General features: G+C 72.5%; 8 protein-coding genes and 1 pseudogene. 6 read left to right on the forward strand and 3 right to left on the reverse strand.

The window, feature by feature from the left end:
- From ACF1BE_RS06755 to ACF1BE_RS06775, 5 genes are read left to right on the forward strand one after another with little or no spacing between them, the layout of a single operon-like run.
- Positions 1–903: a glycosyltransferase family 2 protein gene (locus ACF1BE_RS06755; RefSeq protein WP_392197896.1), complete on the forward strand. Its 903-nt coding sequence runs from the start codon at positions 1–3 to the stop codon at positions 901–903.
- A complete protein-coding gene (locus tag ACF1BE_RS06760) occupies positions 900–2,645 on the forward strand; it encodes a beta-ketoacyl synthase N-terminal-like domain-containing protein (protein WP_392197897.1) in 1,746 nt (581 codons plus the stop codon). Before ACF1BE_RS06755 ends, ACF1BE_RS06760 begins: the two co-directional genes overlap by 4 nt.
- On the forward strand, positions 2,638–4,365 hold the full coding sequence (locus ACF1BE_RS06765) for a B12-binding domain-containing radical SAM protein (protein ID WP_392197898.1): 1,728 nt from the start codon (positions 2,638–2,640) through the stop codon (positions 4,363–4,365). Before ACF1BE_RS06760 ends, ACF1BE_RS06765 begins: the two co-directional genes overlap by 8 nt.
- A 49-nt stretch (positions 4,366–4,414) precedes the next feature.
- Complete coding sequence (locus ACF1BE_RS06770) at positions 4,415–6,151, forward strand: B12-binding domain-containing radical SAM protein (RefSeq protein WP_392197899.1); 1,737 nt, start codon at positions 4,415–4,417, stop codon at positions 6,149–6,151.
- A gap of 3 nt (positions 6,152–6,154) precedes the next feature.
- Positions 6,155–7,120, forward strand: coding sequence for a Gfo/Idh/MocA family protein (locus tag ACF1BE_RS06775; protein WP_392197900.1), 966 nt, complete (start codon positions 6,155–6,157; stop codon positions 7,118–7,120).
- Between the two features lie 6 nt (positions 7,121–7,126).
- Here the strand turns inward: ACF1BE_RS06775 and ACF1BE_RS06780 are convergent, their stop codons facing one another.
- On the reverse strand, positions 7,127–7,843 hold the full coding sequence (locus ACF1BE_RS06780) for an alpha/beta fold hydrolase (RefSeq protein ID WP_392197901.1): 717 nt from the start codon (positions 7,841–7,843) through the stop codon (positions 7,127–7,129).
- A gap of 104 nt (positions 7,844–7,947) precedes the next feature.
- Between ACF1BE_RS06780 and ACF1BE_RS06785 the strand changes: the two are divergent.
- Positions 7,948–8,142: pseudogene (locus ACF1BE_RS06785) on the forward strand (hypothetical protein); the annotation flags it as partial.
- Positions 8,143–8,610: 468 nt separating this feature from the next.
- Here the strand turns inward: ACF1BE_RS06785 and ACF1BE_RS06790 are convergent.
- Together ACF1BE_RS06790 and ACF1BE_RS06795 are read right to left on the reverse strand one after the other, a co-directional pair.
- The gene (locus ACF1BE_RS06790; protein ID WP_392197902.1) at positions 8,611–13,890 is read right to left on the reverse strand and encodes a type I polyketide synthase; all 5,280 of its coding nucleotides are present in this window, start codon (positions 13,888–13,890) and stop codon (positions 8,611–8,613) included.
- Positions 13,887–14,948: a ketoacyl-ACP synthase III family protein gene (locus ACF1BE_RS06795; RefSeq protein ID WP_392197903.1), complete on the reverse strand. Its 1,062-nt coding sequence runs from the start codon at positions 14,946–14,948 to the stop codon at positions 13,887–13,889. The genes ACF1BE_RS06790 and ACF1BE_RS06795 overlap by 4 nt, the downstream gene beginning before the upstream one ends.
- Positions 14,949–14,950: the final 2 nt, after the last annotated feature.

Consider the following 14,950-nt stretch of genomic DNA (forward strand, 5'->3'; position numbering starts at 1 on the left):
GTGGTCGTTCCGACCCGTGACCGGACCACTCGACTACTGCTCACGCTGACGGCCCTGGCACATCAGACCATGGACCGTGAGCGCTTCGAGGTCATCCTGGTCGACGACGCACCCGACCGCAGTGCCGTGGAGCAGGTGCTGTCGGCCGCACCGGAAGGGCTGCCGATCCGGCTGACCGCCACGGGCGGGCGTGGTGCGGCCTGCGCGCGCAACAGCGGGGCACGACTGGCCCGCGGGGACGTTCTGCTCTTCCTCGACGACGACACGCTCGCCACACCGGGGTTGCTGGAGGCGCACGCCGCGGCCCACCAGGGCACCGATGCCGCCGTGGTGCACGGCGGCATCACCGATCTGTCCGCGTTCGCGCTGACACCCGATCCCCAGCCGTTACAGGCGGCCCTGATTGGGGCCCGGGGGCGGATGATCGAGGCCGGCACCGTCGCCGACCTCGGCTCCTGCGTCCCTCTCCTCGGGCCGCGCCTCTCGTTCATCGAGAGAACCGCCCGCAAGGTGACGCGGTCGCCCGACTACGCGCCGCTGCGCTGGCTGACCTGCATCGGGACGAGCACCAGCATCCGGCGCACGGTCTTCGAACGGGTCGGCGGCTTCGACGAGCACTACGGAGAGCTGTGGGGCGGCGAGGACCTGGAACTCGGGCTGCGGCTCTCCGCCTCGGGCACCACGTTCGAACTGCTCGACGCGACCGCGTACCACCTGCCGACGGCGCGCCGGGCCACCGGCGACCTCCTGCCGAAGTTCTGGCGGCGGGTCGCCGACCGGCACGGCGACCCGCGCCTCGGGGACGTGGGCGTCTTTCTCGCCGGCCGGCTCTCCCTCGACGAGCTGGCCGCGCGGCTCGTTCGCGTGGACGACGCCGTGGCGCCCGGAACGGCGGTGTCATGACGAACCCGAAGGCAGCCACCGTGATCGTGGGCGGTACGGCCCCACAGATGCTGGACGGCCTCCGCTCCCGGCGGGACCTGTCCGTCCGCGCCGCGGGTGAGACCCTGGGCGCCGCCTTCGTCGACGTGCTGTCCGCGGCCCTGGATCGCCTGCCCGCCTCCCTGCGGACGGACGCCCCCGTGGTCATGGCGGCCACGGACTACTGCGTCTCGGCCACCTCCCAGTACGTCAGCCGGTGCGCGGAGGCGGAGGCGGGGGGCCGCAGGCTGCGGCCGTCCGAGGCCATGACCCCGGAGCCGGCGCAGCTGATCCAGGAGCTGGCGGAGGCCGGCGGCTGGAACGGGCCGGGTTACGTGCTGATCAGCCCGCGTGCGGCCACCCTGCAGGCGGTGCGCTGGGCATGGGGCACGATCTCCGCGGGGCTGCACGAGGCGATGGTCGTGTGCGAGCTCGTGCGCGACCCGCACAGCGACGGCTACCGGGTCGCGGCCGCTCCCGTGACCGCTGCCGACAGCGCCAACTCCTCACCCGCCGGCGGCATCGGCGGCACCGGCCGGACGGCGGCGCGGCGCCCGCGGCGGCCGGCGGGATCGTCGGTGGTCCTCTCCGGCACCGGCCTGGTCACCGCCTTCGGTGACGGAGGGACCGCGTTCTGGCGGAACCTGCTGGACGGCAGGCGAGGACTCTCCGAGCTGACCCGGTTCGACGCGTCCCGCTTCCGCAGCAGAACCGTGTGCCAGACGGAGGTGGAGGCGGAGCCCGGACAGCCGGCGCGGCGTGCGCTGGTCGGCCGTGCGCGCTCCGAGGCGCTGCGGGAGGCCGGAATCGATGAGCTGCCGGACCGGACCCTGCTGGTGCACGCCGGGGTGGTTCCGCACCTGCCGCAGGTCAGCGACGCTCCGCGGATCGACGAGATATCCCTGGAGCCCGACTGGGACGGGGACGACTCAGGCATCGCCCCACGGGACGCGGTGCTGATGGCACACGCCTGCGCGTCGGGCGCCTTCGGGCTGGCCATGGCGCGCGAGTGGCTGCTGTGCGGGCTGGCCGACACGGCGGTCGTCAGCGGGGTGTCGGCCCTCAACGCGTACGACTACGCCTGCCTCGACGTGCTGCGCGCGACGAGTACGACCGCCGCCCGCCCGTTCGACGAGGGCCGCTCCGGCGTGACCATCGGGGAAGGCGCCGGGGTGATCGTGCTGGAGACCGCCGAGCGCGCGGCGGCCCGTGGGCACGCCCCCCTGGCGACGCTCGGCGGGATCTCCTGCCGCGTGGCGGGCCAGGGCATCAGCCGGCTCGACGCGCACGTCGGCGCCACGTGCATGCGGGAGGCGCTTGCCATGGCCGGACTCACCACCGTCGACTACGTCCACGGTCACGCCCCCGGCACCCGGCAGGGCGACGAGGCCGAACTGCTGGCTCTGGACCAGATCGGCGCCGAGCACGACTGGCGGGGCGTCCCGGTCAGTTCGTACAAGGGGGCGGCCGGCCATCTGCTGCACGCCTCGGTGTTCCCCGGCGTCGTGGCGGCGGTCCGGGCCCTGCGTCATGAGGTCCTCCCGGGCACACCCGGGCTGCGCGAGCCCCTCGACGCGCGGCACGTGCGGGTGCTGCGCGATCCGGAGCCCTGTGCAGGGATCCGTTCCGTGATGGTCAACAACTTCGGGTTCGGCGGCAACAACGCCGCGTTCCTCCTCACGAAGGGCGTGGCCGGGCACATGGAGTGGAGTAGGGATGGCTGACGCGGTGCTGATGACACCACGGGAGATCCTCACCGGATTCTCCAGTGTCAACAATCAGAACGTCCTGATCAACGATGACGAGTACCTTCGCCTGGACCCGGCGATGCGCCTCTTCTACGAGAAGGTCCGGGAGAACCTGGGCGTGGCCTGTATCGCCGGTCACCTGAGGTCCTGCGGGTATACGGTCCGGGCACTGAACCTGCACGGGCGCAACCCCAGCGACGAGGCGATCACCGATCTGATCCGGCGTGAGCGGCCCCAGTTCGTCGGCATCAGCATCATGTACGACCTGCACATCATCGACGCGGTCCGGCTGCTGCGCTGCGTCCGCAAGGCCGACCCCTCGGTCTTCGTCGCCATCGGCGGGGCGTTCTGCACGTACAACGCCAAACTCATCGCCGAGCGCATCCCGGAAGCCGACTGCGTGGCCTTCGGCGAGGGCGAGCTCACCGTGGAAGGCGTCATGGAGTGCCTGGCCGCGGGCCGGGACTGGCGCGGTGTGCCCGGGCTGTGGTTCTGGCAGGACGGCCGGGTCCGCAGCAGCGGCGTGCCCAGGCTTCCCGACCTCGCCGAGGAGCCGTGGCCCGCCCGCGACCTGCTCGTCCACCACCGCAAAAACGGCATCCCCACGCCCGTGGCATCGACGTACACCAGCCGCGGCTGCCACGCCAAGTGCACCTTCTGCTATGTGCCCCGGGCGCCGGGTGTCGTGGCGGGCGAAGCCTGGCGGGTCCGCTCGCCGGTCGATGTCGTGGACGAGATCGAGTTCCTCCAGCGGGAGTTCGGCACCCGGTTCCTCTGGTTCAACGACGACAACTTCGGTGGTGCTTTCCAGGACGGCTACAACCACGCCGTCGGCTTCGCCGAGGAGATCCTCCGCCGCAACCTGGAGATCTCCTTCCACAGCGAGTTCCGCGTCGACACCGGTCTCATCGACCGGGAGGCCCTGCGCACCCTGCGCAGGGCGGGAATGGCCTCCGCGCTGCTCGGCATGGAGACCGGAGCTCCGGCGATGGCCAAGAGGTTCCGCAAGGGAACCATGGTGGAGTACAACTTCGACGCCGCCCGCATCTTCAAACAGGAGGGCATCGAGCTCGAACCCGGCTGGATCATGGTCGAACCGGGTACGACCCTCGACGAACTCTGGGAGAACCTGAAGTTCATCGTGGCCGCCGGCATCGCCCTGAGTGAGAACCCGTTCTCCTTCATCAGCCGCGCCATCGCGTTGCGCGGCACGGAGATGTACGACAAGATCACCGACCCCGCTCCCCCCGAACTCCCGGACGTCGAGGGGCCGGCCAAGGACGTCCTGCTGGAGGCCCGCCGGGAGTACCGCATCCCGGACCAGCGGGTCGAGGACGTGTGGGCGGCCTGGAGCAAGGTCAGCGCGGAGATCGCCGACCACAAGGAAGAACTGCCGTTCGTCGCCCAGCTCATCGTCGATGCGACCAGGGCGCGCAGGTCCCGGGGTGAGCAAGGCCTGCGCCCGCTGCTGAGCCGGCTGCGCGGCTGGGTCGAGGGCCTGCCGGATCTGCTGGTCGCCTTCCTCAACGTCGGGCTGCTGCTCGCGGACGAGAACCCGCCCCGGCTCGCCGAGCGACTGGAGGCGGAGCTGCGCACGCTGGTCGACGCCTACGACAGCAAGGCGCTGGGCCGGCCCTATCCGGTGTTCGTCGAAGAGACCAAGAGGCTGTGCGGAGAACAGGCCATGGCTGGGTGACTCGGCCGGTGCCGGGATGCGCACGTAAGGACGAGAAAGGAGACCGGACATGGCGGATGTGGTCCTGCTGACCCCCCGGGAGATCCCCACCGGCGCCGCGAGCCTGAACAACCAGAACGTCCTGATCAACGACGAGGAATACCTGTCCCTCGACCCGGCGATGCGGCTGTTCTACAAGCGGGTCCGGGAGAACCTGGGCGTGGCCTGTATCGCGGGCCACCTGAGGTCCTGCGGATATTCGGTCCGGGCACTGAACCTGCACGGGCGCAACCCCGCCGACGAGGCGATCGTCGATCTGATCCGGCGTGAGCGGCCCCAGTTCGTCGGCATCAGCATCATGTACGACCTGCACATCATCGACGCGGTCCGGCTGCTGCGCTGCGTCCGCAAGGCCGACCCCTCGGTCTTCGTCGCCATCGGCGGGGCGTTCTGCACGTACAACGCCAAACTCATCGCCGAGCGCATCCCGGAAGCCGACTGCGTGGCCTTCGGCGAGGGCGAGCTCACCGTGGAAGGCGTCATGGAGTGCCTGGCCGCGGGCCGGGACTGGCGCGGTGTGCCCGGGCTGTGGTTCTGGCAGGACGGCCGGGTCCGCAGCAGCGGCGTGCCGAGGCTCCCCGACCTAGCCGAGGAGCCGTGGCCCGCCCGTGACCTGCTCGTCCACCACCGCAGGAACGGCATCCCCACGCCGCGCGCGTCGACGTACACCAGCCGCGGCTGCCACGCCAAGTGCACCTTCTGTTACGCACCGCGGCAGCCTGGAGTGGTGGACGGGTACTGGCGGGTACGGCCGGTGGGGGACGCGGTCGACGAGATCGAGTTCCTCCAGCGGGAGTTCGGCACCCGGTTCCTCTGGTTCAACGACGACAACTTCGGTGGTGCTTTCCAGGACGGCTACAACCACGCCGTCGGCTTCGCCGAGGAGATCCTCCGCCGCAACCTGGAGATCTCCTTCCACTGCGAGTTCCGCGTCGACACCGGTCTCATCGACCGGGAGGCGTTGCGCACCCTGCGCAGGGCCGGCATGGACCTGGCGCTCCTCGGCATGGAGACCGGGTCGCCCGGCATGATGAAGCGGTTCCGCAAGGGAACCACCGTGGAGTACAACTTCGACGCCGCCCGCATGTTCAAACAGGAGGGCATCGAGCTCGAACCCGGCTGGATCATGATCGAGCCGGGTACGACCCTCGACGAACTCTGGGAGAACCTGAAGTTCATCGTGGCCGCCCGGGTGCACGAGAGCGAGAACCCGTTCTTCCTGATCAACCGGGCCATCGCGCTCCGCGGAACCGAGATCTACGACAAGGCCACACGGTACGAGGAGCCGAACATCCCCGGAGTGGAGGGCGCCGCCTGGGAGGTGCTGCGCCACGCCCGCCGCGACTACCGCGTCGAGGACGAGCGTGTGGAACACCTGTGGACGGCCTGGAGCCGGGTCTCCTCGGAGATCAACGACCGCAAGGAGAACGAGGTCCCGTTCCTGGCGCAGAGCATCGCGGACGCCGTCCGTGCCCGGCGCGGCACCGGCGCCGAGTCCCTGCGCCCCCTGCTGGGCCGGCTGCGCCGGTGGGACCAGGGGCTCGCCGGGCTGCTCGTCGCCTTCCTCAACGCGGGGCTGCTGCTCGCGGACGAGAACCCGCCCGGGCTCTCCGACCGGCTGGAGACAGAGCTGCGGGCCATGATCGCCGCGTACGACCGCGAACACCTCGGCCACACCTTCCCGGACTTCGTCGTCGAGACGGCGAAGGCGTGCGGCGAGCACGCCCTCGCCCAGGTGAGGGGCTGACCGATGACCCGCGAGAGGATCCGATTCGCGGCCGTGGGCTGCGGAAGGGTGTTCCAGCGCTACCACCTGCCCTGCGTCGACGCCCGGGACGACATGGAACTGGTGGGTCTGGTGGACACCGACGTGGAGCGGGCCCGGGCACTGATGGCGGACCGCCCGCAGGTGTGGACCGGCACCTCCGTCGACCGGCTCGTCCGGGAGACGCGGCCGGACGTGATCAGCGTCTGTACGCCCAACGACGCTCACGCGCAGCCGGTTCTGGCGGCGCTGGACGCCGGCATCGCGGTGCTGTGCGAGAAGCCCCTCGCCGCCACGGTCGCGGAGGCGCGGCGGATGGTGGCCCATCCGGCGGCCGGGAAGCTGCTGGGGGTGAACATGCCGTTCCGCTTCCACCCGCTGCTGGAGGCGTTCGCCGACGTGGCACGGTCCGGCGCGCAGCGTGTCGACTTCACCATCGCCACGCCCGGCAACAGGGTGTGGCGGGCCTGCACGCCGTGGTACGGCGACGCGCAGCGGGCCGGCGGCGGCGCGCTCCTGGATCTGGGGCCGCATGCCATCGACCTGCTCATGACGGTCTTCGGCCGGCCGGACGTCGAGGCGTGCGAGGTGGACGCGCCGGGCGTGGAGGAGCGGGTCCGGCTGGAGCTGTCGTTCCAGGGCGTGCCGGCGACGCTGCGGATCGATCGGGCCGCGCGCAGACTGGAGACGTCGGTCACCGTCACCACCGCGGACGGTGACCATGTCCTGGATCTGCGCCGCAACGAACTGCGTCTGGCGGACGGCACGGTCCAGGCGGCCGGACAGCGACCGGAACTCGCGGCGATCTCGGCGTACTTCGACATGCTGGTGGGCACCGCCGCCCCGGACGGAAAGGTGACCGCCCAGGACGCCCTGAAGGTCCAGCTCGTCGTGGAGTCGGCCTACGAGCACGCCGGAGGCGCGAACGCTTCCCTCATGCAGGGCCGCTGAAGGGGGTCATCCGAGGAAGCGGGCCACCTCGCGGCAGAAGCGCTCAGGTTCGGTGCGATGCACGTAGTGGCCCGCGTCGATGGCCAGCAGCCGCCCCTGTGGCACCGCCTCGGCGACCTCGGCCAGCAGAGACCGGGGCACGGGGCTGGACAGCCCCCCGCTGATCACCAGCGTCTCGGCGGTGACCTCCCCGAGCCGCCGCCACCACCCGGGATCCGCCTTCCTGAGGCCGTCGATGACCGGGCGCACCGCGGCCCTGTCCAGTTCTCCCGCCCTGCGCAGCTCGCGGAACTCCTGGTACAGGGAGATGACCGGTGCCTGGTCACCGGCCGACCGTGACCGCGCCCGCAGCTCCGCCTCGGCCGCCGCGTCCCGAGGGGGCGGCGGCGTGTCCTCGATCACCAGCCTGCGGACCCTGGAGGGATGGTGCTGGGCGATGAGCCAGGCGACATGACCGCCCATGGAATGCCCTACCAGATCGACACGGCCCAGGCGGTGGCGGTCCAGCAGGGACATCACGTCCCGGTACATCGACTCGAAGGTGTAGACGTCGGCCCTGGGACTCTGCCCGTGTCCGCGAAGGTCCGGCACGAACAACCGGCGTCCCCGGGGCGCCAGCGCGGAGACGAGCCGGTCCCAGCTCCGTGCGGTGTTTCCCAGGGCGTGCAGCAGAACCGCCGGTCCGCCCGCCGGATCGCCGGTGATCCGGCAGTTCAACGTCAACGGTGCGTCAATGGTTGCACCCTGACCCAGCGTCTGATCCGCGTCCCGCAGCACGCCGCGATGCTATCCGTCGACGGCCCCGAGAGACAGAGGACCCCTTGCCGGTGATCCACCTCGCCACGGCCGACGTCGCCGCCCCCCACGGCCCTCACGAGCAGCACAGGGCCGGGCGTACGGCGGCAGCGGGCGCGCTGCGGCGAGCCGGGAGCACGACCGTGGAAGTGGGCCGGCGTTCCGACGGCGCGCCCGCATTCCCGGCCGGGTTCGTCGGCTCCATCGCGCACACCCGACGGCTGGCCGTCGCCGCCGTATGCCGGGCCGAAGAGGCTCGGGGCATCGGCGTCGATCTGGAGACGGACACCGTGCGGGAACACCTGCACCGCATCCTGTTGCGGGAGGGGGAACGCGAGAACCTGTGGATACCAGCCGACGAAGCCACGTTGAGGGGGCTCTTCGTCGCCAAGGAGGCCGCGTTCAAGGCGTTCTCGGCGTGCGAGGAGCGGGTGGCGCGGACGTTCTGGCGTGTCCGGCTGGAACGGCCCGTGTCCGGGGCCGGCGGTCTGCTGGCCCGGGCCGGCGACGAACGCGCATGGGTCCGGGTGCGGGCGGACGGCGACGGGGCCTGGGCGGTGGCCGTACTGCTGAGGCCGCAGCAGGCACCCGACCGGGGGCGGGCGGGGTGTGGGCGCGGCGGGACCGGAGCCCGGCCGGCCGGGCCGACGGCCCGGCCGACCGGAATCGGTTCCTTCTGTGACTCCTCCTGTGGCTCAGGAGCGTGTACTGGCCACGAGGTAGTCCACGATGGCCGTGACCGTCTGCTGATGCCAGACCAGATTGGCCGGGAGCTTGCGCTCCAGCAGCCGTTCCAGCCGACGGCGAATGACGATCGCCATCACGGAGTCCATGCCCGTCCTCAGCAGTGACCGGTCCGGATCGAGCTCCGCCGGATCCAGCTTCATCTCGCTGACGATGACGGAGACCGTCTGCTCGTGCAGCAGATCCCGGAGCGCGTCCTCGGACAGCTCCCCGAGATCCCGGGCCGCGACCGTGTCCTCCCGTACCGACGCCGTCGGTTCGTCATCGGCGATGTCGCGCAGCAGGCCCGGTCGGCGCGCGCCGTCCGGGAGCGGCACGGTGCGCAACACCGCGAGGGAGGCGGCACCGACCCGGCTGGCGTGTTCCCAGGCGCCGAAGGCCTCGGACGCCGTGATGTCACCGACCCCATGGGCCTCGAGCTCGGCGTCCACCGCCGCGTTGGCCGCCATGCCCATACCCCGCCAGGACGTCCACGCCAGACTCATGCTGCCGACGGCACCGAGGGTGTGGTCGTACGCGGCCATGGCGTCGAGGAACGCGTTGGCGGACGCGTAGGCGGCCTGGCCGGTGAGGCCCAGGAACTGCCCGCACGACGAGAAGTGCACCAGGAAATCCAGGGATCCCGGTGGGAAGAGCCGATGAAGGGTCAGGGCACCTCCGGCCTTCGGCCGCATCACCGCCGCCAGGGCGTCCACGCCGAGTCGGTCGACGAGCTGGTCCTCCAGCACTCCGGCGGCGTGAACGACCCCACGGATCGCAGGCATGCCCAGAGCGTCCGGGGTCAGGACGGCCGCCGCCGCCTCGGCGTCGGACAGGTCGACGGACACCACCCGTACGGTCGCCCCGGCGGCTTCGAGCCTGCGGACGGTCTCGATGCGGCGTGCCTGGACCCCGTCGGTGACGGCGTCCCACTCCGACCGGGGCGGCAGGGCACCGCGTCCGGCCAGCACGAGGCGACGTGCCCCCCGCTCCACCAGCCACCGGGCGATCTCGCCGCCCAGGCTGCCCAGACCGCCCGTGACGAGATAGGTGCCGTCCGGCCGGCACCGCAGCGGGGCATGGTCCGCGCCCGCACCGGAGCGGACCAGCCGGCTCGCCCGGGCCCCGCCCTCACGGATCGCGACGACGTCCTCGCCCGGGTTCCCGGCGATGACGCCCAGCGCGGTGACGAGGTCGTCCCCCGTGGGCCGCCGGCCGAGATCGAGCGTCCCGCCCCACAGCTCGGGGTGCTCGCCCCCGACGACCCGGCCGAGACCCCACCGGGCCGCCTGAGCCACGGCCTCGAGACGGTCCGCCTCGCGGACACCGGAGGTCACCGACCAGAGCCTCGCCGTACCCGGCGGCCATGCGCCGAGCCGCTGCGCCGCACACGCGAGCAGCCACGCCTCCCGCACGGCGCGCTCCCCGGCCTCCTGCGCCGGCCGGTCCGTCAGCGGCAGCAGGATCACGTCCACGGGTCCGGACAGCTGATCGCGCAGGGCTGCGAGACCGTCCGGATCCTCCGTCGCCAGGCACGGGATCCCCAGGCCGTCGGCCGTGGCCATGAGTGCCGCCGGCAGTTCTCCGTCCGCGCCGATCAGCACCAGCGGCCGGGGTGGCCGGGGGGCGCCGGAGCCGTCGAGGGGCAGGGGCTTCCAGTCCATCCCGAACAGCAGCTCCCCGGGTGCGCCCGGACGTGTCCCGGGCTCCGCGCCCGCGTACCGCACCCCGGCCAGTACGGCCACGGTCCGCCCGTTCTCCGCCGCGACACGCACGTTCACGGTGCCGCTGGCGTCGGTGACCGGGCCGTCGACGCGTGCCTCGAGGCGGGCGCGGGGCGGCGGCTCGCCCGTGGTCCACACCCGGCCCACGCCGGCCACCACCCGCAGGGCGGGGGGTCCGGGGAACGCGACGGCTCCCATGGACAGCGCGGCGTCGAACAGCGGGGCCCATGTGGTCGGGGCGGAGGCCGGCTCGTCACCGGCGACGACGTCCGCGCGCAGGCCCTCCCGGACGCGCTCCAGCCGCTCCACCCGCCAGGGGAAGGCCATGCCCGGCACGCCGACCGAGGCGAGGCCGGCGGCGATCCGGTCCGGGGGAAGCCTCGTCACCGGTCCGGCGTCGGCGGGTGGAAGGGGTGGCGGCAAGGGGCTGTCGGACACGGAGGCCACCGCGTGGGTCAGCCACGGCTGCCCGCCCGTGCCCGGATCGCCCGTGCCCGGATCGTCCGCGCCGGTGGTCCTGGACAGCAGGCGGACCACGCCGTCCTGCGCGATCACGTCGATGTCCCGGGCCGTGGCCAGGGTCAGCGGCAGGTCGAACGACACGTCGGTGAGGCCGTACGGTCCGTCGCCCCGGCCTGCGGCGTCCAGGAACGTCTGGAGGACGACCGCCGCCGGGATGATCTCCACGCCGTGGATGGCGTGGCTGCCCGGATACGGCCGGGACTCCATGTCGACACGGGTGCGCCAGAGGTCCAGCGGCGTGGTCCCCGACAGGGTGGTACGCGGTCCCAGCACGGTGCGGCTCGCCATGTCGTGCCGTCCGCGGTCGGCCCTGCGGACCGGCAGGTCGCGCCAGTACCGCTGGCGCCGCCAGCTCCGCACCGGAAGCGACAGGGGTTCCGCGTCCGGGTCCGAGGGCCGGTCGAGGGTGACGCCGTGGCAGTACAGCGCCCCCGCGTTCGCCAGCAGCTGCTCCCGCTCCCCGGTGTCACGGCGCAGGGACGCGGCGACACAGTGCCTTTCGGCCCCGACCGTGTCCAGCGTCTCCTGCACGGAGTGCTGGACCACCGGATGGGCCGACACCTCCAGGAAGGTCCTGAACCCGTCCTCTGCCGCCGCGGCCACCGCCCCGGACAGCCGTACCGGGCTGCGCAGATTGGTCGCCCAGTAGGCGCCGTCACGGTCAGCCGCGTCCCGCGGATCGTCCAGCGCGGTGCTGTAGACGGGGATCCGGGGGGCGTTGACGGTGAGCTCGGCCGCGGCCTCGGCGAGCTCCTTCGTCAAGGGCTCCATCTGCGGGCTGTGGAAGGCCACATCACTGTCGACCCGGCGCACGAGCAGGGCCGGGTCCCCCGCCAGCTCCCGCGCGAGGGCGTCGATCTCCGCCACCGCGCCGGCCACCACGGTCTGCGTGGGCGAGGCGAAGACCGCCGGCACCACGGCGTCGGTGCCCTCCAGCCGGGCGGCGGCCTCGTCGGCGGGCAGGCCGATCATCAGCATGCCGCCCGCGCCGGCCACCCGTCGCAGCAGGACACTGCGGCGGCACACCAGCCGGGCCCCGTCCTCCAGCGACAGGACTCCGGCCGTCGCGGCGGCCGCGATCTCCCCCATCGAATGGCCGATGACGGCCGCGGGCCTCACCCCGAGCGACTGCCAGACGGCGGCCAGACCCATCTGGACCGCGTAGATCATCGTCTGGGCGATGTCCACGCGGGTGACGTCACCCTCCTCGATCATCCGCCGGGCGGTCGTGCCGATCTCCTCGGCGAAGACCGGTCCGATCCTGTCGATCACCTCGGCGAAGACGGGATCCGTGGCGAGCAGTTCGCGGCCCATGCCCTTCCACTGGGCACCGGTTCCGGAGAAGACCCACACCACTTGGTCCCCGCCCTCGTCCGCCACCGTGCCCTCGGCGATGCCGGGTGCCGTGTCACCCGCGGTACCCGCGGCGAAGCGGCGCAGCCTGCTCTCCAGCTCCGCGTGGCCGGCGGCGACGACGGCGACACGGCGGTCCAGGTGGCTGCGCCGGGCCCCGAGGTTCTGCGCGAGCGAGGCGAGCGCAACGCCCGCGCCCGGTCCCTTCAGCCAGTCGGCGAGCCTGGCCGCGTCCTCCCGGAGGGTCGTCCCGGACCGACCGGAGAGCGGGAACAGGCGCGGCAGGGCCGGATCGTCCCCGGACGCGGTGGACGGCTCGGGGCGTGCCGGTGCCTCCTCCAGTACGACGTGGGCGATGGTGCCGCCGTAGCCGAAGCTGGAGACACCCGCCCGGCGGGGACGGCCGCCACGGCGCCACGGGGTGAGCTCCTGCGTCACCCGCAGCCGTGACTCCGCCCAGGGGATGCGCGGGTTGGGGGCGGAGAAGTGCACGCTGGGCGGGATCTCCTCGTGCACGAGGGCGAGGATCGTCTTGATCATCCCGGCGATCCCCGAGCCGGCCTCCAGGTGCCCGATGTTGCCCTTGACCGAGCCGATGAGGCAGGGGCTGCCCGCCGGCCGGCCCGCGCCGAAGACCTCGGCGAGCGCACCGGCCTCCAGCGGGTCGCCCGCGACGGTCCCGGTGCCGTGGGCCTCCACGTAGTCGACGGTGTCCGAGGCGATGCCGCACCGCGTGTACGTCCTGCGCAGCAGGTCCGCCTGAGCTTCGCCGTTGGGCGCCATGATGCCGGCGGTGCGCCCGTCCTGGCTCACCCCGCTGCCGCGGATCACCGCCAGAACGCGGTCTCCCGCCCGCTCGGCGTCCGACAGACGCCTGAGGACGAGTACGCCCGCTCCCTCCCCCCGGCCGTAGCCGTCCGCCGAGGCGTCGAACGGCTTGCTGCGGCCGTCCGGTGAGGTGGCGCCCGCACGGTCCAGGGTCACCGAGAGGCCGGGCGCGACCATGAGGTTCACCCCCGCGGCCAGGGCCACGCCGGACTCCCCGCAGAGCAGGCTCCGGCGGGCCAGGTGGACAGCGACCAGGGAGGCCGAGCACGCGGTGTCCACGGCGAGACTGGGGCCGCGCAGGTCGAGGCTGTGGGAGATGCGGTTGGCGGTGGCGCACAGGGCCGAGCCGATGCCGGTCCAGGCCTCGATCCGGGGCAGGTCCTCCAGCAGCCGGCGTCCGTAGTCGTCCGAACCGACGCCCACGAAGACGCCGCAGTCGCTGCCGCCCAGGCTGAGGGGCGGGATCCCCGCGTGTTCCAGGGCCTCCCACGCCAGCTCCAGCAGCAGCCGCTGCTGCGGGTCCATCAGCTCGGCCTCGCGCGGCGAGATACCGAAGAACTCCGCGTCGAAACCGGCGATGTCGGCGAGGAAGCCGCCGCGGCTCGTGGTGTTCCGTACGACGGCCGCGTGATCCTGCCCGGTGTCCGCGTACGGCGCCCAGCGCTCCGCTCCGTCGCCGGTGCCGTCCCGGCCCCGCACGAGCAGATCCCAGAAGGCGTCGGGGGAGTCGGCGTCACCGGGGTACCGGCAGCTCAGCCCGACGACGGCGACGGGCTCCTCGCGCCCGGCGGCACCTTCCTCCTTCGAGGCTCCCGGGCCCGTCACGCCTGGCTCCCTTCAGCGCCCGCAGCGCGCCAGGCGGGGGACTCCAGCACCGTGACCACCGCGGCGGTGAGCATCAGTCCGGGTCCGGCGCTCAGCAGGAGGAGGTGGTCGCCGGCGCCCACCTGCCCGTCCTCGACGAGGTGGTTCAGCTGGAGCCCGACGTCCGCGGCGCCCGCGTGACCCACGTCGCGGAAGAAGTCCACGGCGCCCAGCGACGCGTCCAGGCCCATCGGCCGCAGGTGGCTGTCGAGGAAGTCGGCGGTGCCCGCCCCGAGGTGGAGCACCTTCGACAGGTCCCCGACGGTGATTCCCGCCTCGTCCGTCACCTGGTCGATCAGCTTCGCCCCGCTCGCGGCGTACTTCTGACCGATCTCGGACGCCTTCGGGCCCAGTTCCTCGACCATCGCCTCCAGGTGCTCGTTCATGTCGAGCTTCCGCCCGGTGGTGACCGCCGGGGGAAAGATCGGGTCATGCCCGCGGTTGAGGATCTCGAACTGGGGGAGTGACACCGACTCGATGGAGCGCAGCGCGGCCCAGCCGGACCGCTTCGACAGGACGACCGCGGTGGCCGCGTCGGCGAGCACCGCGTCACGGTGTGCGTACCACCGGTCGACCGAGGGGGCGCCGAAGTTGTCCGCGCTGCTGACCACGGCGCCGTTGCGGGACGGCGCGCACAGCAGATACTGGGTCGCCATCTCCACGGCGGCGAGGAACGCGTTGCATCCCTGCTCCACCGTCAAAGCCGGAATGGGGGAGTCGAGGGTGGAGCGCAGGATGTAGTGCGGCGCCGACCAGCCGTCAGGGCCCTGGTGGTACGCGCAGGAGTGGACGAGGATGTCGATGTCGTCCCGGCCGAGGCCCGAGCGGTCCACCGCCTGCCGGACGGCCGCCACCGCCATGTCCGGCGCGGACGTGCCGTCGGCCACTGCGATGTTCCGCCACCCGCAGGCATCCATCCGTTCTCTGTCGTAGGCGCCGCGCCGGACCGCCCCGTCGACGCTGACCCTGGGCGGAATGTACGCCCCGGTCCCTGCCAGGAAGATGTTCTCGGTTCTCACTC

This window comes from Streptomyces sp. NPDC014991 (assembly GCF_043080665.1).
GTDB lineage: Bacteria > Actinomycetota > Actinomycetes > Streptomycetales > Streptomycetaceae > Streptomyces.

Excerpts from the sequence above, each read along its gene's own strand:
- ACF1BE_RS06760 (WP_392197897.1), top strand. The coding sequence starts at position 900 with ATGACGAACCCGAAGGCAGCCACCGTGATCGTGGGCGGTACGGCCCCA.
- ACF1BE_RS06765 (WP_392197898.1), top strand. The coding sequence starts at position 2,638 with ATGGCTGACGCGGTGCTGATGACACCACGGGAGATCCTCACCGGATTC.
- ACF1BE_RS06770 (WP_392197899.1), top strand. The coding sequence starts at position 4,415 with ATGGCGGATGTGGTCCTGCTGACCCCCCGGGAGATCCCCACCGGCGCC.
- ACF1BE_RS06775 (WP_392197900.1), top strand. The coding sequence starts at position 6,155 with ATGACCCGCGAGAGGATCCGATTCGCGGCCGTGGGCTGCGGAAGGGTG.